Below are 22027 nucleotides of genomic sequence, written 5' to 3' on the forward strand. Positions count from 1 at the left end.
AGGTGAGAGCAGAACGAAGCCGGCAAGCGCGGCGCGCTTGCCACGAGTGGCGCCCGCGGGGCGCGCACGGTCAGCCGAACGAGGTCATTCGGAAACTGGGCTGGATTCTAATACACACCTGTATCTGAATGCAAAGATGAATCTGAAAGGAAGTTGGTGCTAGACTGCGCGCCATGAAACCACAGCGCTTAACTCGCGAGCAGAGCAGGGACCAGACGCGCGAACGTCTGCTGAATGCCGCGCACCGGATTTTTCTGAAGAAAGGCTATGTCGCGGCGAGCGTCGAGGACATCGCGGCGGCGGCCGGCTATACGCGTGGCGCGTTCTACTCGAATTTCCGCAGCAAGTCGGAACTGCTGCTCGAACTGCTCGAGCGCGACCATGATTCGGTGCGCGCCGATTTCGAGGCGATCTTCGAGGAAGGCGGCCCGCGCGAGCAGATGGAGTCGATGGCGCTCGCGTACTACCGGACGCTGTTTCGCGACGACGAATACTCGCTGCTGTGGGGCGAGGCGAAGCTGCAGGCGGCACGCGACGCGAAGTTCCGTGTGCGCTTCAACCAGTTCCTGCACGCGAAGCGGCTGCAGATGGCCGAATTCATCCAGCGCTTTGCCGAGCGCGCAGGCACGCCGCTGCTGCTGCCGGCCGACACGCTCGCGTTCGGGCTGATGTGTCTGTGCGACGGCGTGCAGTCGTACTACACGGCCGATCCGCAGCACGTGTCGGCCGACGCGGCCGATGCGGTGCTCGCGGGTTTCTTCGCGCGAGTCGTGCTGGGGCGCGCGCCGGAGTGAGCCGCCAGCGCGCGCGTTGCCAGGGCCGCTGCGCGCGGCATCCGGCGTTCAGTGCGCGTGCGCAGGCGGCACGCGCAGTGTCCGGGCCAGCGACGTGGCATAGTCGCGTGCCGGATCCGAGATCGGCGACCGGACGACCGGATGCGGATGTCCGAACGCTTCGACGAACGTGTCGACGTGCGGGACGAGGCGCGCGCATAGCGCATCGGTTGCGGCGTCGAGCTGCCGATAACGCGACGCCTCCAACACGCCTTCGCTGATCAGCCAGCCGCCGTGCCGCTGCGCACGATCGATGGCGAACAGCGCGACGAGATCGCGCAGCAGCGTGCGCGCCGGCTCGCCGTCGACCGCATCGGCCGCGGCCAGCGCGGCATTCAGCGCAAGATTCAGCCCGTACGCTTGCGCCGCATCGCGCGCGTCCGGCAACAGCGGGTTCCAGACATCGAGCGGATCGACGCCGCTGGCCGTGCGCGCGTCGACATGGTCGGCGAGCGAGCGGATCAGCCGCCGTTCGTACGCGCGCAGTGCCGCGATGGCATCGCGCGCCGCCTCCGGCCAGCCGCTTCCCACGTCATCGGCCACAGCAGATGCAGCCGGCGCCGCGACCAGCGTGCGGGCGGTGTCGAGCAAAATCAGGAAGTTGTTGCCGCCTGCGTCGTTGAAGACATGGCCGAGCCCCTGATAGTCGAGATACCGGTTCACGAGAAGATCGCCGGCCACCCCGCAACGCAGCCGGCATTCGGCCGCCACTTCCTCGGCGGCCCAGGCCGTCAGCGCCTTGACGAGCGCAAGCTTGCGGTTGGTCGAGCTCCACGGGGCCCACATCATGAACGTCCCGGCCGTGCGGTCCGGCTGCGCGCGGCGATGCAGCGCGTGCGCCCATTCGCGCGATGCTTCGTTGGCGAAACAGGTCATCACGTATGATGTCGCGAGCGCGCGCAACAACGCGCGCTGCTGCGTGCTGTAGCGGATCAGCGACGTTTCGGGCGCGATGCGCGCCATGCTCGAGCGATGTGTCGAGTAGCGCAACGCCTGGGCGACGCAGGTGCGCGATACGGCAGCCAGCCCGATCGCACCCATGGCCCAGACGTTTTCCGGCGCAGTCAGCGTACGCACGAGCCGGCCGTTGGGATCGCCGAGCGGATCGTGGAATCGCCCGTCGGCGTCGATCGACGCGCCGTCGGACAGCCACGCGTCGAACGGAACGCGCACGCGATCGAAGCCAGCGAGGCCGTAATCGAACGGCACCAGCGGGATTTCGGCGGGCGCCGACAGCCGCACGCCCGGCAGCGGGCCGTCGCGAGTCGACAGGTCGAGCGCGAATGCGAAAACGCCGCAGTCGCGCGCGTCGACGATCACGCGCGCGCAGACGATGCCGAGCTTGTCGAGATCGTTGACGCCGACGTTGGTGAACTTCAGTGCGCCGTCATCCGGCGTATGCAGGACGAAGGTCCGGGTGGCCGCATCGAAGCGCGCTTCGGTGCGGGTTGCGAGCTGGCTGTTGCCACCGCCGATTTCGGTGATCATGAACGCGCCGACCTTGCGGCCAGCTGCAAGCTCGCGCGCATATGCCTGTGCGCGGTCGTTGCCTTTGCCCAGTTCGACGAGCGAGCCGATGCAGAGCCCGTAGTGGATCAGCGCGGCAATGCACAACGACGGATCGTTGACGGCCGTCCATTCGGCGATCGCGGACATCAGCGATGGATCGGACAGGTCGCCGGCCGCGGCCGGCAACCGGCGGGCCAGCGCGGCGAGGCGATCGTAGGTCGAGCGATGCAGGTCGACCGAGTGCCGGTCGAGCGGTTTGTCGAAATCGGCGCTCGACAGCAGCTGGATCAGCAGCCGCCGATGGTCCGGTTTCGTGAGGCCGGAAAGCGCATCGCGTATTTCGTCGATTTCGGGCGCGATAATGGGGCGGGAAACTGATGCGCCCGAGATTCCGCCATTTTCGATTTGATATGCATTCATTGCAGAGTCTCCGCGTGATTCGAATCAAATGGCCAGGAATCGGTTTCACGAGTCGGCGAATATGTAAGCGCGTCCGGCAGCGCGGCTTTAATACTGCGCGTCATGATGCCCGTCATGCTCAGGTCGATATAAATCGAATCCTGGGCGGGCCGGCTGTGCTCGAGTACGGCCGGCATGTGATACGGCTTGGTGAAACAGTCCGCCAACGCTCGGGGCAGGTCGTCGGTATCGGCATAGCGACGGCACGCGACGGCCGAATAGACCGGCACCTGGAAACGACTGCGCGGCAGTTGCGCGATCTCGTCGTGGAATCGGTCCGCGGCCGTCCACAGCGCCGGATGATGGGCCGGATACGGAATCGGCAGCGCGTGCAACTTGAGGCCACGGCGGCTCGCGAACGCGGCCAGGGTGTCGAGCGCGGTGTGCGGGCCGCTGACGACTGTCTGCCGCGGGGCATTCACGCACGCGAGCACGAGCTGCTCGTGCGCGGCCTCGTCCAGCAGCGCCAGCGTTTCGGCTTGCGACGCGGCGACGACCGTCATGCCGCCGCGGCCGGCAAAGGGCTGGAACGCTGCATTCAGTGCGAGGACGGCCCGCACGCCGTCGGATACCGACCATACGCCCGCGCACACGAGCGACGCGATTTCGCCGAGGCTCTGGCCGATGATCGCGGCGAGCCGCACGTTCTGTCTCTCGAGAAACCGGTGCACGCAGATCGCCGTCGCGAACGCCGCCAATTGCGGAATGCCGACGGGGACGGCAGCCGATGCGTCGCCGAGCAGCACGTTGCGCAGCAGTCGAGGATCGAAATCGTACGGCTCGTCGCACAATGTCGCCTCGATCGCGTCGAGCGTCCCGTCGATGCATTCGCGCGCCGCGCGACTTCGCGCATGGAGCGATTTCAACGCACCGGACGGACTATCCCCCTGGCCCGGGATCACATAGATCGCGAGCCGGGTCGAACGGCTGGAACAGGTTTCCATTTTTTCCCTCGTAGCGGTTTCGATTTGATCGTTTTTTTTGATGTGGACTGTATTTTCGGTCCACAAATTTATTTTTTTAAAAGCTGCGAAGGTGAACGATAGGTGATTTATTTTTGATTTTCTAGGCAGTCGTCTCTATTGATTTTAATGAAATGAAAGTGTGGAGTTTTGATTTTTCTGGCGAGGTTTTTTCATCCGCCGGAACGCACGCGGAAAAATGAATCTTCGAATATCGGGAAGCGAGTGCTGCTGGTGGATGTGCGTATCCGCGCGGAAGAGGGATCCGCAGCCGGCCGCCGCAACGATGCGGCGCCGGCTGACGACGGTGGCGGAGGGGCGAAACGGAAAGAGAGCGGAGCGGCGGCCGGCCGCGCGGCCGCCGGTCAGCGCTCGCCGGTCATCCGCCGGTACGCGTCCAGCAGCGACGTCTTGTAGACGACGCCCGCGAGCGTCGGCTCCGCTTCGCTTTCGATCACCGGCAGCCGTTCGCCCTGGAACGCCATGAAGCGTTCGAGCGCGGTCGCGAGCGGCATGTCGGGCGTGAGCAGCGGAAACGGCGTATGCGCGTAGTGCGCGGCCGTCTTGTCGGCCGTGTCGCGCTTGTCGAGCAGATCGGACGTAATGTCCTTCAACGCCACCGCGCCGCGGAAGCGCCCCGCGTCGTCGGTCACGTACAGATACTTCACCGGATATTCGAGGAACACGCGCGTCATGTCGGCGACGCTCGCGGTGAGCGGCACGACCGTCTGCGCGGGCTGGATCAGCTCGCGCATCTGCGTGGTGCGCAGCCGCAGCCGCTCCTGCGCGTCCTGCAGATGGCGCAGCGTGATTTCGTACATCGACGTCGTGCCGGTCGCGCGCGCGGTGAAATACGCGAACACGCACGACACCAGCAGCGGCAGCACGACCTGATAGCTGAGGGTCATCTCGAAGATCATCAGGATCGCCATCAGCGGCGCCTGCGTGGCGCCGGCCATGAACGCGCCCATGCCGACCATCGCATACGCGAAGTACGCGGACGTGTGGCCCGGCCACAGCGCGTTCATCGCAAGCCCGAACAGCGAGCCGAACACCGCGCCGACGAACAGCGTCGGCGTGAACACGCCGCCGACCGCGCCCGAGCCGGCCGTCGCGGCGGTCGCGACGACCTTGAACACCAGGACCGCGACGAGCGCCTGCCAGGTCCACGGCGCATGCAGGATCCCGTTCACGACGCTGTACCCGTTGCCCCACACGTCCGGAATCCACACGGAGATCACGCCGACCACGAGGCCGCCGAGCGCGAGCCGCGCCGGCAGCGGCACGGGCAGCCGCTTGAAGTGGTTCTTCGACGCATCGAGCAGGTGCAGGAACTGCGGCGCGAGCACGCCGCACAGCGCGCCCAGCACGACGAACAGCAGCACCTCGGCGCCCGTCACGGCCGGAAACACCGGCATTTCGTACGGCGGCCGGTAGCCGGCGAATTCGCGCATCACGATGTTTGCGACGACGGACGCGACGACCATCGGCCCGAAGCTCTCCATCGCGATCGTGCCGAGCACGATTTCGGACACGAAGAACGCGCCGGCGATCGGCGCGTTGTACGCAGACGTGATACCGGCGGCCGCGCCGCACGCGACGAGCAGGCGCAGCCGCGGCGGGTCGAAGTGCACGAAGCGGCCGACCAGCGACGCGGTGAGCGCCGCGAGCTGCACCATCGGGCCTTCGCGGCCGATCGAGCCGCCGCTGCCGATCGTCAGTAGCGACGACACGCTGCGCCACAGGCTTTGCCGGACCGGCACGACGCCGTCGCCGAGCGCGACGGCCTCCATGTAGTCGATGTTGCCGGATTTACGGTCGCCGCGCGTCGCGAGCAGCAGCACGCAGCCGGCGAGGAAGCCGCCCGCGGCCGGCATCCAGAAGCGCACGTACCACGGCAGGCTTCTCGCCATCTGCACGAAGCTGCCGCTGTGCCCCGAGATCAGCCGCTGCATCAGGTCGATGCCTTCGCGGAACGTCATGGTGGCGAACGCGCCGCCGACGCCGACGATCGCCGACCAGATCAGCATCGTATGGGCATCCGACAGGCGGAACAGCGTCTGGGCGCGAGTGCGCAGCTTCAGCAGGAACGAGAGCACGGCTGAAAGTGGATGGTGAAGGGGACGAAGGAAAACGACGCGAAGCATAGCACTGCGCCGCGCCCGCGGGACCTTCCCGTCGGGCGCGGCGCGTGTCGCGGCGCGGACGCGCGGCTCAGCCAAGCCAGTGCTGCACGGCCCAGGTGATCGCGTAACCGCCGGCGATCAGCCATACGTACAGGATCAGGCCGGTGATCAGTGCGCGCGGGCCGGCCTCGCGGATCTGCGCGACGCGCGTCTCGATGCCGAGCGCGGTCATCGCCATCGTCAGCGCGAAAGTGTCGAGCCCGTTCAACGTATGCGTGACGTCGGCGGGCAGCACGTTCAGCGAATTCACGATCACGAAGCCGAGGAAGCCGAGTGCGAACCACGGCACGGCGACCTTGCGCCGGGCGTGCGCGCCGTCCGCACCATCAGCGCCGGCGCGGGCCGAGCGGGCGAGCCACCAGCCGAGCGTCAGCAGCACCGGCACCAGCAGCATCACGCGGGTCATCTTCACGATGGTCGCCACGTGCGTGACTTCCGGGCTGATGTCGCTTGCCGCGCCGACCACCTGCGCGACCTCATGGATCGTGCCGCCGAAGAACAGGCCGAGGCCGGCCGGGTCGAGGTTCAGCAGACCGGCGTGATACGCGAACGGGTAAAGGAACATCGACAGCGTGCCGAACAGCACGACGCTGCCCACGGCCATCGCGCTCTGGTGCGGCTTCGACTGCAGCGTCGATTCGAACGCGAGCACGGCGGCCGCGCCGCAGATCGCGCTGCCGGCGGCGGTCAGCAGCGCCGCGTCGCGATCGAGCTTCATCACCTTCATGCCGACCCACGTGCCGATCGCGAGCGTGCTGACGACGACCAGCACCGAGACCGTCAGGCCCGGCAGGCCGACCTGCGCGATTTCCTGCAGGCTCACGCGCAGCCCGAAGAACGCGACGGCGATGCGCAGCAGCTTGCGCGCGGAAAAGTTCACGCCGGCCGCCCAGCTCGCGGGCATGCCGTCGCGCAGCGCATTGCCGTACAGCGCGCCGGCGACGATGCCGACGATCAGCGGCGACAGCCCGAGCGCGGCGATCGCCGGCAGCGCCGACAGACTGGTGACGGCGGCGGCGAACAGCGCGACGAACAGCACACCGTTCAACTGGCCGCGCATCGACGGCGCGGCGTGACTGAGATGAGGGCTCGGGGCAGTAGACATGGGGCACCGTGATTGAACAGGTTGCGATGGGCTTAATCCTAATTTCGATATATCGATATGAGAAATTGTGATTTGTGACATAAACTATCCGGAAAGCCGATAATTCATCGCCATGACCCCGGATCAACTGATAACCTTCGCGGCTGTCGCCGAGCACCTGAACATCAGCCGCGCGGCCGTCGCGCTGCACCTGTCGCAGCCGGCCGTGTCGGGCCAGCTGCGTCTGCTGCAGGACGAGTTCGGCGAGCCGCTGTACCAGCGCGACGGGCGCGGCATCCGGCTGACGCCGGTCGGCGAACAGCTCGCGCAGTACGCGAACGCGCAGCGCGACGCGTTCGCGCAGGCTCGTGCGTTCCGCGACGCGGTGCGTGGCCTCGACGCCGGCACGCTGCGGATCGGCGCGAGCACGACGCCGGCGAGCTACCTGCTGCCTTACCTGATCGCGGCGTTCCAGCCGCGCGCGCCGCGGGTCGCGATCCAGACGATGAGCGGCAACACGGCCGACGTGGTCGCCGCGCTGGCGTCGCTCGACATCGCGATGATCGAAGGGCCGCCGGGCGAGGCGCTGCCGCCCGGCACCGCCGTGCATGCGTGGCACGAGGACGAGATCGTCGCGGTCGTGCCGGCCGGGCATCCGCTTGCGGCCCCCGATCACGACGCGGGCGTCACGCTCGACGCACTCGCCGCGCATCCGGTCGTACTGCGCGAGGAGGGCTCCGGCGTGCGGCAACTCGTCGAACGCGCGTTCGCGCACGGCGGCACGCAGATGCGCGTCGCGCTCGAGATCGCGGGCGTCGAAGCGGTGAAGGAGGCCGTGCGCGCAGGGATGGGCGTCGGCTTTGTGTCCGCGATGTCGCTACGTCATGAGGATGACGCGCTCGTGCCGCGCTCGCTGGCGCCCGAGCCGCTGACGCGTCATTTCTCGATCCTGGTGCCGCACGGCGCCGCGCCGTCGCGCGTGGCTGCGCAGTTCCTCGAGATGAGCCTCGCGCACGACCCGAAATAGGCGGCCGGCGCGCCGCACAGGAAAATCCCATTCGCGCCAACGAGCGCGCGCGGGGCGGCGGCAGTTCTTAGGGATTTTCTCTATGGCGTGCGCCAGACGCGAAGCGCACCATCCGTCTCAAGCAAATGGAACCGGTTCCATTCCGGTAAAAAAGGGCGGAAATGGCAGACATCGTGATCGTGGCGAGCGCATTCGGAATGGACCGCGTGCGCCAGCAGGGCCATCGGGCATTCATCGCGACCGCGGCCGCATCCGGTGCGAGCGGCTTCGAGGTGCGGCGCGAGCTGTTCGCGTCGGACGACGACGCGACGCCCGGCGCGCTGGCCGCGCTCGGCGCCGAAATCGGCGCGCAGGGCTTGTGGTCGGTCTATTCGACGCCGGCGACGCTGTATACGCAAACCGGCGCGCTCGACACGGGCGCGCTGCGCGGCACGCTCGCCGAAGCGGACGCGCTCGGCGCGCGCTTCGTGAAGTTTCAGCTCGGCGGGTTCGCGGGCGAAGCGTATGCGGCGGAAATCGTCGCGCTGTCGCGCGGCGCGCGTGCCCGCGTGGTGGTGGAGAATGGCCAGCTGCCGGTCGGCGGCGCGCTCGCGCAGTTTCGCGGGCTGTTCGCCGCGCTCGCCGCGGCCGGCACGCCTGATGCGCTGGGCATGACGTTCGACATCGGCAACTGGCAGTGGCCGGGCGAAGCGCCGCTCGCGTGCGCGCACGCGCTGGCGCCGCACGTGGAATACATTCATTGCAAGGCAGTCGTCGGCGACGGCGCGCGCCGTTTCGCGGTGGCGCCGGCGGCAGGCGACCCGCTCGTCACGGGCGTGCTCGCGGTGTTGCCGCAAGCGGCGCCGCGCGGGATCGAGTTCCCGTTCGATGCGGCCGATCTCGCCGGCGATGCCGGCCGGCGCGTGGCATGGCTCGCCGCCGCGTGATGCCGGAAGGATACGGAGGAGTTCATTCATGAAAGCAGCACTCGATGTCGTGACCTACGGCGAAGCGATGGCGATGTTCGTCGCCGCCGAGCCCGGCCACCTCGCGCACGCCGCGCAATTCACGAAACGGATCGCGGGCGCGGACCTGAACGTCGCGATCGGCCTGTCGCGGCTCGGCTTCAGGGTCGGCTGGATGAGCCGGGTCGGCCGCGATTCGTTCGGCCGCTACGTGCTCGACACGCTCGCGCGCGAAGGCATCGACGCATCGTGCGTGACCGTCGATCCGCGCTATCCGACCGGCTTTCAACTGAAGTCGCGCAACGACGACGGCAGCGACCCGACCGTCGAATATTTCCGCAAAGGCTCGGCCGCGAGCTACCTGTCGTGCGACGACTTCATGCCCGGCTACGTGCTTGGCGCCCGTCATCTGCATCTGACCGGCGTCGCGCCGGCGATCTCCGCGACGTCGTGCGAGCTCGCATTCAAGCTCGCACGCGAGATGCGCGCGGCCGGCAAGACGATCTCGTTCGATCCGAACCTGCGCCCGACGCTGTGGCCGTCCGCCGACGTGATGGCGAAGACGCTGAACGCGCTCGCGACGCTCGCCGACTGGGTGCTGCCGGGCCTCGCCGAAGGGCAGCAGCTCACCGGGCACGACACGCCGGCCGACATCGCGGGCTTCTACCTGGCCCAGGGCGCGCGCGGCGTCGTGATCAAGCTGGGCGCCGACGGCGCTTACTTCCGCACGGCCGACGGCCGCGACGGCACGGTGGCCGGCGAGCGCGTCGCGAACGTGGTCGACACGGTCGGCGCCGGCGACGGCTTCGCGGTCGGCGTGGTCAGCGCGCTGCTGGAAGGCAAGCCGATCGAGCAGGCCGTCGCGCGCGGCAATCGCATCGGCGCGCTCGCGATCCAGGTGATCGGCGATTCGGAAGGCCTGCCGACCCGGGCAGCACTCGATCGGCTCGAAAACGTCAGCAATCGCGCCGATCGCTTAGAGGAAATCGTCTCCGCGCAATGAGAGGCCGGACACGGCACAATCCGCGGACTGTTGCGTGCTTCGTGCACGGTTTTGCATGAGGCCGGACACGGCGCAGCCGCGCCGACGCCGGCCAATTCCCAAAGGACGGGAGCGGAGCCGGGCGTTTGACCCGCCCACTCCGATCACCCAAGGAGACACTCAGATGGCAGCCAATCTCGCAGCCCGACGCTGGTGGACGATCATGCCGATCGTGTTCATCACCTACAGCCTCGCTTATCTCGATCGCGCGAATTACGGGTTCGCAGCCGCGGCCGGCATCAACCAGGACCTCGGCATCAGCAAGGGCCTGTCGTCGCTGATCGGCGCGCTGTTCTTCCTCGGCTACTTCTTCTTCCAGATTCCGGGCGCGATCTACGCGGAGCGCCGCAGCGTCAAGAAGCTCGTGTTCGCGAGCCTCGTGCTGTGGGGCGCGTGCGCGGCGCTCACCGGCGTGGTCACGAACATCCCGTCGCTGATGGCGATCCGCTTCGTGCTCGGCGTGGTCGAGGCGGCCGTGATGCCGGCGATGCTGATCTACATCAGCAACTGGTTCACGAAGAACGAACGCTCGCGCGCGAACACGTTCCTGATTCTCGGCAACCCGGTCACGGTGCTGTGGATGTCGATCGTGTCGGGCTATCTCGTGCACGAATTCGGCTGGCGCCACATGTTCATCGCCGAAGGCGTGCCGGCCATCATCTGGGCCGTGTGCTGGTGGTTCCTCGTGCAGGACAAGCCGGCCGATTCGCCGTGGCTCAACGCACAGGAAAAGCGCGATCTCGACGCCGCGCTCGCGGCCGAACAGGCGGCGATCAAGCCGGTGCGCAACTACGGCGAGGCGTTCCGTTCGCCGGCCGTGATCAAGCTGTGCGCGCAGTACTTCTGCTGGAGCATCGGCGTGTACGGCTTCGTGCTGTGGCTGCCGTCGATCGTCAAGAACGGCTCCGAGCTCGGGATGGTCGCGACCGGCTGGCTGTCGGCGCTGCCGTATCTCGCGGCGACGATCGCGATGCTGGCCGCGTCGTGGGCGTCCGACAAGGTCGGCTCGCGCCGCGGCTTCGTGTGGCCGTTCCTGCTGGTCGGCGCGGGCGCGTTCGCCGCGTCGTATGCGCTCGGCTCGTCGCATTTCTGGATCTCGTACGCGCTGCTGGTCGTCGCGGGCGCCGCGATGTACGCACCGTACGGCCCGTTCTTCGCGATCGTGCCGGAGCTGCTGCCGAGAAACGTCGCCGGCGGCGCGATGGCGCTGATCAACAGCATGGGCGCGCTGGGCTCGTTCGTCGGCTCGTATTTCGTCGGCTACCTGAACGGGGCGACCGGCTCGCCGCTCGCGTCGTATGCGTTCATGAGCGCCGCGCTCGTCGCCGCGGTGATCCTCACGCTGTCCGTCAAACCCCAGGCGCGCGATGCGCACGCGCTCGCGACGCCGCTGCAAGGAAAATGAAAACGATGAAGCCTCGTATCGTCGCGTACAAGCCGCTGCCCGATGACGTCCTCGCGTATCTGCGCGAGCACGCCGAAGTCGTGCAGGCCGACGGCGCCGACGCGCTCGCCGATGCGCTCGGCGACGCCGACGGCGCGATCGGCGCGAGCCTGAAGATCACGCCGCAGATGCTCGATCGCGCACCGCGGCTGAAGGCGTGGTCGACGATCTCGGTCGGCTACGACAACTTCGACGTCGCGGATCTCACGCGGCGCGGCATCGTGCTCGCGCATACGCCCGACGTGCTGACCGAATCGACGGCCGACACCGTGTTCTCGCTGATCCTCGCGTCCGCGCGGCGCGTGGTCGAGCTGGCGGAGTGGGTGAAGGCAGGCCACTGGCATCGCAGCATCGGCCCGGATCTTTACGGCACGGACGTGCAGGGCAAGACGCTCGGCATCGTCGGGCTCGGGCGGATCGGCGGCGCGGTCGCGCGCCGCGCGGCGCTCGGCTTCAGGATGCAGGTGCTGTACACGAACCGTTCCGCGCACGCGGAAGCCGAAACGCAGTACGGCGCGCGCCGCGTGACGCTCGACGAACTGCTCGCGCAGTCGGATTTCGTGTGCCTGCAGGTGCCGCTGTCGCCGGAAACGCATCACCTGATCGGCGCGGCCGAATTCGCGAAGATGAAGCGCGGCGCGATCCTGATCAATGCGTCGCGCGGGCCCGTGGTCGACGAGGCCGCGCTGATCGATGCGCTGCGCGCGGGCACGATCCGCGGCGCGGGCCTCGACGTGTTCGAGAAGGAGCCGCTTTCGGCCGATTCGCCGCTGCTGCGGATGAGCAACGTCGTCGCGCTGCCGCATATCGGCTCGGCGACGCACGAGACGCGCCACGCGATGGCGCGCTGCGCCGCGGAAAACCTGATCGGCGCGCTCGCCGGCACGCTGCGCACGAACCTGGTCAATCCCGACGCGCTCGCGCTCGCGTAAGCGGCGGCGGGCCGCGAACGGGCGCGAACGACCGGCGACGCCGTTAGAGTCGATGGTCTTGGTGCGGGAGCGCGGGCTGCGTTATGATCGCCCGCTCGTCGTATCGACGAGCCCGGCCGTGCGGGCGGCGGCGTCCGGCGACGGGCGCCGATGCCGGCTCGGGGGCCGGCGGCGGGTGCGGCCGACGCCGTTCGTTTCAGGCGGCCGGGGTGAGCGCCCCGGCGCCGATCGGCCGCGAAGCATGGGGCCGGCGGTGTTCGCCGGGTGGCTTTGGTATCCAACAACAATGGTCCGTCCGCGCACGAAGCGGCGCGGATCGTACGTCGCGAGGCACGACTTGAGCGATTCGCAACCTTCCACGCAGCGCCCGGCGACGATCAGCGACGTCGCCCGCGAAGCCGGCACGGGCAAGACCAGCGTTTCGCGCTATCTGAACGGCGAGACGCACGTGCTGTCCGCCGATCTGCGCCAGCGGATCGAGACGGCGATCGCGCGCCTCAACTACCGGCCGAACCAGATGGCGCGCGGGCTGAAGCGCGGCCGCAACCGGTTGCTCGGGATGCTCGCGGCCGACCTGACCAATCCGTATACCGTCGAAGTGCTGCAGGGCGTCGAGGCCGCGTGCCACGCGCTCGGCTACATGCCGCTGATCTGCCACGCGGCGAACGAGCTCGAGATGGAGCGGCGCTTCCTGCAGCTGCTCACGACCTATCGCGTCGAAGGGCTGATCGTCAACGCGCTCGGCGCCGACGAAGACGTGCTGCGGCCGCTGCGCGGCGCCGGCATCCCGGCCGTGCTGGTCGACCGGACGGTCGAAGGCTTCGAGGCCGACCTGGTCGGGCTCGACAACACCGACGCGATCGAGACGGCGCTTACGCACCTCGTCGCGCGCGGCTTCGATGCGATTCATTTCGTCGTGCAGCCGTTCGAGCGCGTCAGTTCGCGGCGCCTGCGCGAGGCCGCGTTCCGCGCGGCGCTCGACGCGCGCGGGCTGCCGGTGCCGCCGACGATCGTGCTGGACCTCGACGAGCCTGCCGCGGCCGCCGCAGCGCTGGCTGATCTCGACGTGCGCGTCGACGGTGCGATGCGGCGCGGCGTGCGCGCGGCGCTGTTCGCCGCGAACGCGCCGGTCGCGCTCGCGATCGCGCGCCACCTGCGCGCGCGGTTCGGCGCCGCGTGGCAGGACAAGGCCGCGCTGCTGTCGATCGACGATCCGGAGTGGGCCGAGCTGATCGGGATCACGACGATCCGCCAGCCGACCTACGAAATCGGCTACAAGGCCGTCGAATTCGTGCACGAGCGCATCGACGGCGCGGCCGGCGACGTGCGCGTCGCGATGCTGTCGGGCGAGCTGATCGCGCGCGCGTCGACCGCAAGCTGAGTATCATTCGGGGCACGCGGCGCGTCACGTGCGCTGCTTCGAACCAAGGAAATACATGACTGTCGCCCCCGTCACGCTGGCGGTGCTGATCGCCGCCACGCTGATCATCGCGCTACTGCCGTTCGTTCTCTTCCGTATCCTGCGCAAGCCGCTTGCGCTCGACCGCCGCGACACGATCGTCGGCGTCGCCGCCTTCACGCTGTTCGCGATGATCGTCGAACGCGCATTCCATGGCCTCGTGCTGAGCCAGACGCCCGCCGGCGGCTGGCTCACGCAGCCGCTCGCGTTCGTCGCGTACAGCGCGCTCGCGACCGCCGTGTTCGAGGAGGTCGGCCGTTATCTCGGAATGCGTTTCCTGAAGCGCCGCTACGGCGCGCCGGCCGGCGACGGCCGCGGCATCGGCTACGGGATCGGTCATGCGGGCGCCGAAGCGTGGTTCGTCGGCGTGCTCGTGTGGGGCCAGTGGTCATATCTCGCGTGGCTCGCGAGCCGCGGGCAGCTCGAGGCACAGCTCGCGGACCTGCCGGGCGATACGGTCGTGCGGCTGCACGTGATGCTGGCGACGCTGTCGGCGCAGTCGATCCTGCTGTTGCTGATCGAGCGCTGCGCGGCGTTCGTCGTGCAGTTGGCGCTGTCCGTGCTCGTCTGGCGCGGCGTGCGTGCCGGCCGCGCGGCCGTGCTCCCGCTTGCGATCGTGCTGCATGCGCTCGCGGCCGCGCCGGCGTTGTCGTATCAGGTGCGCGTGCTGCCGGCGGGTGCGCTCGAAGCCGTGTATTTCGTGCTGGCCGCGATCCTGGTCGCCGTGCTGGTGAAGACGTGCCGGTCGCCGCGTGCGGCGGCCTGACGGAGCGACCGAATGGACGACTATCTGATCGAATGCCGGAGCGCGGAGTTCGACGCGCTCGCGCGCGTGATTTGCGATCTCTTTCCGGAGCAGACGCGCTTCACGGAAAGCAGCGACGAACGCGGGCGGTTCCTGTCCGTGCAGTGGCTCGCGATGCGTTTCGGCGCGACGCCGAAGCGGATGACGCTCGACATCCGGATCGTGCCGGCCGCGCTCGCGCGCTATCTGGCGCTGCGGCCGATGCAGCGCGCTCGCAGCCATGCGGTGCTGCACGCGTATACCGAAGCCATGCTGGGATCGCTCGAGGAGCGGCACGCGGCGGGCGAGGCCGTCGAGCGCGACGCGGAACTCGAACTCGACGAAGACTTTGCTTGAACGGTAACGTCGGCGCGCGCCGGCGCGATGCAGGCGCAGCGCATGTCACGCGGTGCGCTTACGCGTCGCGATAAACCTGCGCGAAGCGCTGCGCCTGCACGACGCCATAGTCGCCGGGCGCATATTGCATCACCCAGTCGCCGGCGACGCCGCGCAGCGTGTCGCCGTTTTCCGAGCGCGCGATCGTGAAGGGCGCGTCCATCCGGCGAGCAAGCACGACGGCCGGCCGGTTCCGGTATGCGCCCGGCGTGCCGTGCGCGAGCGCCGGATCGGCGGGCAGGTACTTCGCGTCGAAACGCTCCCGCGACACGACCCAGCGATCGCCGGTCGAGCCGGTGATGAGCGCGTCGCCCGCGACATAGCGGTTCGGACCTTCGAGGCTCATCAGTTCGCCGTCGGCATCCGCGAAGGCGACCGTGACGGTTTCGTCCTTCACGACGCGACGGGCTTGCGGGTCGGTACGCAGATCAAGGTGCTTGAGTTCGAGCATGGCGGCGGATGTGCGGGAAAAGCCGGGAGCTTATCCCGAATTCGGCGCGCCGTGTGACGCGCCGAATGCCCGCGGGATGCGCGGCGACGTTTCGCCCGTGCGGGCAGCGTGGCGCCGGCGTGGCGGACGTCAGGGTTGCGCGGGTGCGCTTGCGGCCGGTGCGGGTGCCGCCTTGCCGTCCTTTTTCGCGTTGCCCTTGCCGCGGCGTTCGCCGCCGTGGTGCAGCCAGCTGCGGAACGTCGTGTCGGCCAGCGCCTTCTGGTCCGCCGGGAAGCTGTCGTACAGCGGCGCGAACGCGTCGGCGAGCTTCTTCGCGCCGTCCGCGTTCGCCTGCGCGAGTTCCGCGTACTGCTTCATGTCGTCGACGGCGGACACGTTGCGGCTTTCCATCCGTTCGCGATAGAGGCGGCCCATCGTGTCGCCGTTCGCGCGCATCGTGTCGGCGAACGTCTTCCATTGCGGCTCCTGCGCCGACGTGATCTTCAACTGGTCGTGCAGGTACTTGATGCGCTGCTCGATGCGCGCTTCATGGCGCGCGGCGCGCTGTTCGGCGCTCGGCGCCGACGCGGCCTGCGCCGGCGCCGTTGCCGGCGCAGGCGTCTGCGTTTGCGCGAATGCGCCGGCTGTCACGGCGAGCATCGCAAGGGTGAGCGAGATTTTCTTCATGATGGGCTCTCCGGGGTGATGTCGTGCGAGCGGGCGCGGCGGCGACTGCCGCGAGCGCGCATCTCGCGTCGCCGTTATTAGTAGCACGTCGCATGCGGCGCAGCAGTGAAAGCGACACTTGCTTACATCCGATACGAATCGAAATTGAAACGGGCATGACGGGCGGGGGAACGCAACGCGCGTCCGGCCGCTCGCCGGTCATTGCGCGGGAACGAGGCGGGCGGCGCGAACGCGTAGCGCGTGACGGCGCGCGATGCCGTTTGGGCGCACCGGCGTTCGGCGCTATCATCGCGTCACGTTCCATTTCGCCGGCGCGCTGCACGCCGGCCCAGCCTCATGCGTCCACCTCGCCTCGACCAACTCGACGACCTCGACCGGCAACTCGTCGCACTGCTGCAAGCCGATGCGCGCGCAAGCGTCGCCGATCTCGCGCGGCAGCTCGACGTCGCGCGCACGACGGTCGTCGCGCGCATCGCGCGGCTCGAGCGCACGAACGTGATCGCCGGGTACAGCGTACGGCTCGGGCAGGACGTGCTCGATGCGAGCATCTACGCATACGTCGGCATCATCCTCACGCCGAAGTTCGGCAAGGACGTGCTGCGCAAGCTCGACCGGATGCCCGAAGTGCAGCTGCTGTGCGCGGTGAGCGGCGAATACGACTATGTCGCGTGGCTGCGTGCGGATTCGCCGGAGCGGCTCAACGATCTGCTCGATCAGATCGGCACGCTCGAAGGCGTCGAGCGCACGACGACGTCGATCATCTTGTCGCGCAAGATCGATCGCGGCACGATCGGCGGGTGACGCGGCGCAGACGGTGTCGCGCGTGACGCCGTGATCCCGCCGCGCAGTTGGATTCATCGCGCCGGTTTTTCCGTTCCTGCCTTCCATTGACGCTCGCCGAAGCGCGTACCGTTGCCTCGTGCAGCGTCGCGCGTGCGTCGTTGCGCCGGCTGCTCGTCGTAGCGTGCGCCCCGATTCTTTCGCGGGCCCCCGTGTCGCTTTTCCCGCTCCTTTCCGCCCATCCCCACGCGTTCGCAGCGGCCCGTTTGCGACGCGTCATTTGCATGATTTTTAGATGATTTGGTCGTTGTGACGAAATGTGTCGTCATTTCGTCGATTTAACCGGACATTTCGCATCATTCTTCGTCTTGGAACTGATTTTGAGCGTCCCTAAACTGTGTTCATGGCTCAACGCCGTACACCAACACCAAACCCATCATCAGGAGATAAGCGCATGAAAATCGCCATCGTCGGCGCAGGTCTGATCGGCCACACCATTGCTCACATGCTGCGTGAAACGGGCGACTACGAAGTCGTCGCGTTCGACCGCGATGCGGATGCGCTCGCCAAGCTGTCGCGCGAAGGCATCGCGACGCAGCGTGTCGATTCGGCCGACGCCAATGCGATCCGCGAAGCCGTGAAGGGCTTCGATGCGCTCGTCAACGCGCTGCCGTATTACCTCGCCGTCAACGTCGCCGCGGCGGCGAAGGCTGCCGGCGTCCATTACTTCGACCTGACCGAAGACGTGCGCGCGACCCACGCGATCCGCGAACTGGCCGACGGTTCGGACCGTGCGTTCATGCCGCAATGCGGCCTCGCGCCGGGCTTCATCGGCATCGCCGCGCACGAGCTCGTGAACGGTTTCAGCGAAGTGCGCGACGTGAAGATGCGCGTCGGCGCGCTGCCCGAATATCCGACCAACGCGCTGAAGTACAACCTGACGTGGAGCGTCGACGGCCTGATCAACGAATACTGTCAGCCGTGCGAAGCGATCCGCGACGGCCGCAAGCAGTGGGTGCAGCCGCTCGAAGGCCTCGAGCATTTCTCGCTCGACGGCACCGAATACGAGGCATTCAATACGTCGGGCGGCCTGGGCACGCTGTGCGAGACGCTGTCGGGCAAGGTCGAGACGCTCGACTACAAGTCGGTCCGCTATCCGGGCCACCGCGAACTCGTGCAGTTCCTGCTGGAAGACCTCCGCTTGTCCAGCGACCGCGACACGCTGAAGTCGATCATGCGCCGCGCGGTGCCGTCGACGAAGCAGGACGTCGTGCTCGTGTTCGTCACGGTGACGGGCGTGAAGGACGGCCAGCTGGTGCAGGACGTGTTCACGCGCAAGATCTTCGCGAAGGACGTATGCGGGATGCACATGAGCGCGATCCAGATCACGACGGCCGGCGCGATGTGCGCGGTGCTGGATCTGTTCCGCGAAAAGAAGCTGCCGCAGAGCGGTTTCATCCCGCAGGAGAAAGTGTCGCTGAAGGCGTTCCTCGCGAACCGCTTCGGCAAGCTGTACGAAGGCGGCACGATGGAGCGCGTGCACGAAGTCGCCTGATGGATCGACGGCACGAGGGCCGTGCGACGCCGGGAGCGCAACAGCGCTTCCGGCGTTGTTTTTTGGGGCGCGGCGAAGCGAACGGGAGCCGGGCAGGGGACGAGGGTCAGGCCGGCAGCGGCGGGACGATCGTCGCCTGCGGCGCGGCCGGTGCCGGCGGTGCGATGCGGTACAGCAGCGCATCGATGTCGGCGTCGGACGGCGCGGTGTTGTCGAACATCACGATGCCGTCGCATTCGTGGCCGGTCGGCACGAAACGGCGTTGGCGGTACTCGTCCCAGTGCGCGAGCTTGTACGCATCGTTCGGATTGCCGCGCGCGATGATCCGCTGGTGCGCGACGTCTTCCGCCGTATGGACCCACACGACCGTCAACGTGACGTCCGGTCCGATGCCGAGCCATGCGCGATCGAGAATGCGCCGGTCACGCACTTCGCGCGACAGCGGGCCCACCACGAGCACGCCGATGCCCAGAGCAAGGTTTTCGCGAGCGGTATCCAGCAGACCCTGGTATTCGGGGTCGCGCAGGTGCTTCAGATAGAGCGGGCTGTCGCGATCGTTCGGATCGGAAGTGAGGGCGCCCATCGCGGCCGCGCTGTAGCGGCCGTACAGCGTGTCCTTGTCGAGCAGGCAGAAGGCCTCGCCGGTCGCGCGCATCAGCGGCCCGATCAGCCGCTTCGCGAGCGTGGTCTTGCCGGTGCCGGCATGACCGCAGAAAAACACCAGGTGTGTCACGAATACCGGCTCCCGGTGGCCGTACGCGACGCGTCGCCGTGCTCGTCGCCGCGCGAGAACACTTCCGCCTCCAGCCACATCGCGTTGATGATGCCGAAGCCGAGCGCCACGCCAATGCCGAGTAACCACGAGAAATACCACATAGGTTTGTCTCCTTGACGGTTGGGCCGCGGTCGTTGTGCGGTGCGCAATGCACGCCCGGCGAGCGTGTCGAGCGCCCCGGGGCGCGTGCTGCGGCGCACGCAGCCCGATCATGACCAATATCGGTGTGCCGCGCAAGCCGGGCCGTCCGGGCAGCAAACCGGTAAACTGATGTGCAAACCGCAACATCGTGGACAACATGCTGATCAACTGTGCTGCTTACCAGGACGGCCGCAAGCTGGCCGATATCGACATCGAGGCCATCAGCGATTACGTGTCGAAGCCCGAATGCTTCGTATGGGTCGCGCTGAAGGATCCGACGCCCGAGGAAATCGATCTGATGGGCGAGGAATTCGGGTTGCACGAGTTGGCGCTCGAGGATGCCCGCAAGGGCCATCAGCGGCCGAAGATCGAGGAATACGGCGATTCGCTGTTCGCGGTGCTGCATACGGTCGAACTCGACGAGGACGACGAATTCAAGGTCGGCGAATTGAACGTGTTCGTCGGCCCGAATTACGTGCTGTCGATCCGCAACCATACCGAGCACGATTTTCGCGACGTGCGCAAGCGTTGCGAGCGGGAGCCGCATCTGCTGAGGGAGGGCTCGGCGTTCGTGTTCTACGCGTTGATGGACCAGGTCGTCGACCGGTATTTCCCGATCCTCGAAACGCTCGGGGCCGAACTCGAGGAACTCGAGGATCGCATCTTCGCGAAAGCCACGCCGGCGTCGTCGCGCGCGATCATCGAGGATCTCTATTCGCTGAAACGCCGGCTCGTGCTGCTGTACCAGCATACGGCGCCGCTGATGGAGCCGCTCGCGAAGCTCACCGGCGGGCGTGTGCCGCAAGTCTGCAGCGGGATGGCGGCCTACTTCCGCGACGTGTACGACCATCTGCAGCGGATCGTGAAGACGATCGAAGGGCGGCGCGAGATGGTCGTGACCGCGATCCAGGTGAACCTGGGGATGATTTCGCTCGCGGAGAACGAGGTGACGAAGCGGCTCGGTTCGTTCGCCGCGCTGTTCGCGATTCCGACGATGATCGCCGGCATCTACGGGATGAACTTCGCGAACATGCCCGAACTGCACCTGAAATACGGGTTCTACGGCTGCATCGCGGTGATGGCCGTTGCCGATCTCGCGCTGTGGTGGCGTTTCAAGCGGGCAGGGTGGCTGTAGTCGGGCTTCACACGGGACGCGGCGCGTGTTTGCCGACCACGACGCGCCACGGCCGCACGCGCCACGATTTCACGAGGCCGTTCTGCACGTACGGATCGGCGCGCGCGAACGATTCGGCCGCTTCCGGCGAATCGCCTTCGAACACGAGTACGGCCTGATCGGCCGGGTCCGACAGCGCACCGGCGAGCACGAGTTCACCGCGCTCGGTCGCGGCCTGCGCGAGCGCGAGATGCTGGGCGCGGTATTGTTCGCGCCGGGTCAGGTAATCGTCGACGAGTTCGTAGATCAACTGGTAGTGCATGGTCGCTCGCTCCTCGAGCCGGCCGCCGTGGATGGCGGACGGATGGTCTGGGTTTGGGCTCAGTATAGGGCGCGATTTGGCCTTTGTCGGCGCGGTGTGCAACAGCGTGCCCGAAACGTGGTTCGTCGCGCCGGTGGAAACCGGTGTAGGAGGCTTCCGTCGCCCTTCTTTTAAACGCAACTAACGGTCTGACGCAGAATCGCCGTCGCATTGTTTTTGCGCCATCGCGTGGAACACGCATCGCTCGTTTTGTCTTCAGGAAAGGCGGGTTGGCGAGCGTGGTCGGGCCGGATTCCACATGCCGGCGAGGGCGGTTGCATGTTCGTTGAAGGGCCGGCGCCGAATGGCCGGCGGGCGCTGCGAGCCGGTATTTCCATCAGCCGCAATGCGACCTATGCTGAACGAATCCGGAGTGGACTTTGTCCGCCCGATTCGCCCAGACGAGGTGTGCCATGCCTGTATCAGCCACCCTGCAGGATTGCCTGCGCCAGAAGTCATCGCGGTACGAAGTCGTGTACCACCCCTATAGCCATACGAGTATGGAGACGGCCGCCGCCGCGCATATTCCCGGTGATCGTCTCGCGAAAACCGTGCTCCTCGAGGACGACGAAGGCTACGTCGCCGCTGTGCTGCCGACGTCGCACGCGGTGCGGCTGTCGGACCTTTGGGTCAAGACCGGCCGTCATCTCGTGCTCGCCAAGGAAATCGAATTGCGCGAGCTGTTCAAGGATTGCGACATGGGCGCGTTGCCGCCGGTGTGCATGGCGTACGGGATGAAGACCTTCCTCGAGGAACAGCTCGCGCAGCAGCCGGAAGTGTATTTCGAGGCCGGCGACCACGAGGCGCTGATCCACATGATGCAGGACGAATTCCTGACGCTGATGGAGACGGCCGAGCGCGCGCATTTCTCGCACAAGATGCAGGGGATGTGGGTTTCCTGATTGCGTCGGTGCGCGGGGCTTGCTGTGGATGGCGACGGCGTCCGAGGGCGCCGTCGAGGACATTGCGGGCTCGCGATTTCGTCGGCTGCAGCGGTGTTCTCGGCCAAATTCATTATTTGACATAATCATTATTATCGACCTGAATGATGTAAGAGCAAAGTTGTAATGTCGCATCTGAGCAAAGTTGAAATGTCGTAGTTCGAGGGTTTCGGCGCATGCTG

At 67.2% G+C, this 22027-nt stretch carries 22 protein-coding genes; 13 read left to right on the top strand and 9 right to left on the bottom strand.

Annotated elements, in window-relative coordinates; all coding sequences use genetic code 11:
• The first annotated feature begins 173 nt into the window (after positions 1–173).
• Positions 174–794, top strand: a complete 621-nt coding sequence (locus BSE24067_RS22115; protein WP_151064810.1) for a TetR/AcrR family transcriptional regulator — start codon at positions 174–176, stop codon at positions 792–794.
• 48 nt (positions 795–842) lie between these two features.
• On the opposite strand, the gene BSE24067_RS22120 is transcribed toward BSE24067_RS22115, so the two are convergent.
• From BSE24067_RS22120 to BSE24067_RS22135, 4 genes are all read right to left on the bottom strand, one after another.
• On the bottom strand, positions 843–2762 hold the full coding sequence (locus BSE24067_RS22120; protein WP_151064812.1) for an acyl-CoA dehydrogenase family protein: 1920 nt from the start codon (positions 2760–2762) through the stop codon (positions 843–845).
• Positions 2759–3745, bottom strand: a complete 987-nt coding sequence (locus tag BSE24067_RS22125) for an ACP S-malonyltransferase (RefSeq protein WP_151064814.1) — start codon at positions 3743–3745, stop codon at positions 2759–2761. The genes BSE24067_RS22120 and BSE24067_RS22125 overlap by 4 nt, the downstream gene beginning before the upstream one ends.
• Before the next feature lie 383 nt (positions 3746–4128).
• Positions 4129–5862, bottom strand: coding sequence for a ClcB-like voltage-gated chloride channel protein (locus BSE24067_RS22130; protein WP_208455049.1), 1734 nt, complete (start codon positions 5860–5862; stop codon positions 4129–4131).
• A gap of 115 nt (positions 5863–5977) precedes the next feature.
• Complete coding sequence (locus tag BSE24067_RS22135; RefSeq protein ID WP_151064819.1) at positions 5978–7054, bottom strand: YeiH family protein; 1077 nt, start codon at positions 7052–7054, stop codon at positions 5978–5980.
• Positions 7055–7166: 112 nt separating this feature from the next.
• Between BSE24067_RS22135 and BSE24067_RS22140 the strand changes: the two genes are divergently transcribed.
• The 8 genes from BSE24067_RS22140 (at position 7167) to BSE24067_RS22175 (ending at position 15022) form a co-directional block, all read left to right on the top strand.
• Positions 7167–8060, top strand: a complete 894-nt coding sequence (locus BSE24067_RS22140; protein ID WP_151064821.1) for a LysR family transcriptional regulator — start codon at positions 7167–7169, stop codon at positions 8058–8060.
• Positions 8061–8221: 161 nt separating this feature from the next.
• Positions 8222–8986 (top strand): sugar phosphate isomerase/epimerase, encoded by a 765-nt coding sequence (locus tag BSE24067_RS22145; protein ID WP_151064823.1) that lies wholly within the window; start codon positions 8222–8224, stop codon positions 8984–8986.
• Positions 8987–9014: 28 nt separating this feature from the next.
• Positions 9015–10007, top strand: coding sequence for a sugar kinase (locus BSE24067_RS22150; RefSeq protein WP_151064825.1), 993 nt, complete (start codon positions 9015–9017; stop codon positions 10005–10007).
• A gap of 163 nt (positions 10008–10170) precedes the next feature.
• On the top strand, positions 10171–11451 hold the full coding sequence (locus tag BSE24067_RS22155; RefSeq protein WP_151064827.1) for an MFS transporter: 1281 nt from the start codon (positions 10171–10173) through the stop codon (positions 11449–11451).
• Between the two features lie 5 nt (positions 11452–11456).
• The gene (locus tag BSE24067_RS22160) at positions 11457–12422 is read left to right on the top strand and encodes an NAD(P)-dependent oxidoreductase (protein ID WP_151064829.1); all 966 of its coding nucleotides are present in this window, start codon (positions 11457–11459) and stop codon (positions 12420–12422) included.
• Between the two features lie 337 nt (positions 12423–12759).
• Positions 12760–13803, top strand: a complete 1044-nt coding sequence (locus tag BSE24067_RS22165) for a LacI family DNA-binding transcriptional regulator (RefSeq protein WP_151064831.1) — start codon at positions 12760–12762, stop codon at positions 13801–13803.
• A 55-nt stretch (positions 13804–13858) separates the two neighbouring features.
• Entirely contained in the window at positions 13859–14647 is a 789-nt protein-coding gene (locus tag BSE24067_RS22170) for a YhfC family intramembrane metalloprotease (RefSeq protein ID WP_151064833.1), read from the top strand.
• A gap of 12 nt (positions 14648–14659) precedes the next feature.
• Complete coding sequence (locus BSE24067_RS22175; RefSeq protein WP_151064835.1) at positions 14660–15022, top strand: DUF3022 domain-containing protein; 363 nt, start codon at positions 14660–14662, stop codon at positions 15020–15022.
• 58 nt (positions 15023–15080) lie between these two features.
• On the opposite strand, the gene BSE24067_RS22180 is transcribed toward BSE24067_RS22175, so the two are convergent.
• The gene (locus BSE24067_RS22180; RefSeq protein WP_151064836.1) at positions 15081–15512 is read right to left on the bottom strand and encodes a PGDYG domain-containing protein; all 432 of its coding nucleotides are present in this window, start codon (positions 15510–15512) and stop codon (positions 15081–15083) included.
• Positions 15513–15641: 129 nt separating this feature from the next.
• Positions 15642–16178, bottom strand: coding sequence for a Spy/CpxP family protein refolding chaperone (locus tag BSE24067_RS22185; RefSeq protein WP_151064837.1), 537 nt, complete (start codon positions 16176–16178; stop codon positions 15642–15644).
• A 336-nt stretch (positions 16179–16514) separates the two neighbouring features.
• On the opposite strand from BSE24067_RS22185, the gene BSE24067_RS22190 reads away from it, so the two are divergent.
• Both BSE24067_RS22190 and BSE24067_RS22195 read left to right on the top strand, forming a co-directional pair.
• Entirely contained in the window at positions 16515–16979 is a 465-nt protein-coding gene (locus BSE24067_RS22190; RefSeq protein WP_006481526.1) for an Lrp/AsnC family transcriptional regulator, read from the top strand.
• 433 nt (positions 16980–17412) lie between these two features.
• A complete protein-coding gene (locus BSE24067_RS22195; protein WP_040144221.1) occupies positions 17413–18513 on the top strand; it encodes a saccharopine dehydrogenase family protein in 1101 nt (366 codons plus the stop codon).
• Between the two features lie 106 nt (positions 18514–18619).
• Here BSE24067_RS22195 and BSE24067_RS22200 read toward each other — a convergent pair whose 3' ends face one another.
• Positions 18620–19246, bottom strand: a complete 627-nt coding sequence (locus BSE24067_RS22200) for a P-loop nucleotide/nucleoside kinase family protein (RefSeq protein WP_151064838.1) — start codon at positions 19244–19246, stop codon at positions 18620–18622.
• A complete protein-coding gene (gene cydX / locus BSE24067_RS22205; RefSeq protein WP_151064839.1) occupies positions 19243–19389 on the bottom strand; it encodes a cytochrome bd-I oxidase subunit CydX in 147 nt (48 codons plus the stop codon). Before cydX ends, BSE24067_RS22200 begins: the two co-directional genes overlap by 4 nt.
• Before the next feature lie 197 nt (positions 19390–19586).
• On the opposite strand from cydX, the gene corA reads away from it, so the two are divergent.
• On the top strand, positions 19587–20564 hold the full coding sequence (gene corA, locus BSE24067_RS22210; protein ID WP_151064843.1) for a magnesium/cobalt transporter CorA: 978 nt from the start codon (positions 19587–19589) through the stop codon (positions 20562–20564).
• Between the two features lie 7 nt (positions 20565–20571).
• Here corA and BSE24067_RS22215 read toward each other — a convergent pair whose 3' ends face one another.
• Positions 20572–20865: a YciI-like protein gene (locus BSE24067_RS22215; protein ID WP_151064840.1), complete on the bottom strand. Its 294-nt coding sequence runs from the start codon at positions 20863–20865 to the stop codon at positions 20572–20574.
• Positions 20866–21317: 452 nt separating this feature from the next.
• Between BSE24067_RS22215 and BSE24067_RS22220 the strand changes: the two genes are divergently transcribed.
• Positions 21318–21806, top strand: coding sequence for an aminoacyl-tRNA deacylase (locus BSE24067_RS22220; protein ID WP_151064841.1), 489 nt, complete (start codon positions 21318–21320; stop codon positions 21804–21806).
• The last annotated feature ends 221 nt before the right edge of the window (positions 21807–22027 follow it).

The organism is Burkholderia latens, assembly GCF_902499045.1.
GTDB lineage: Bacteria > Pseudomonadota > Gammaproteobacteria > Burkholderiales > Burkholderiaceae > Burkholderia > Burkholderia latens.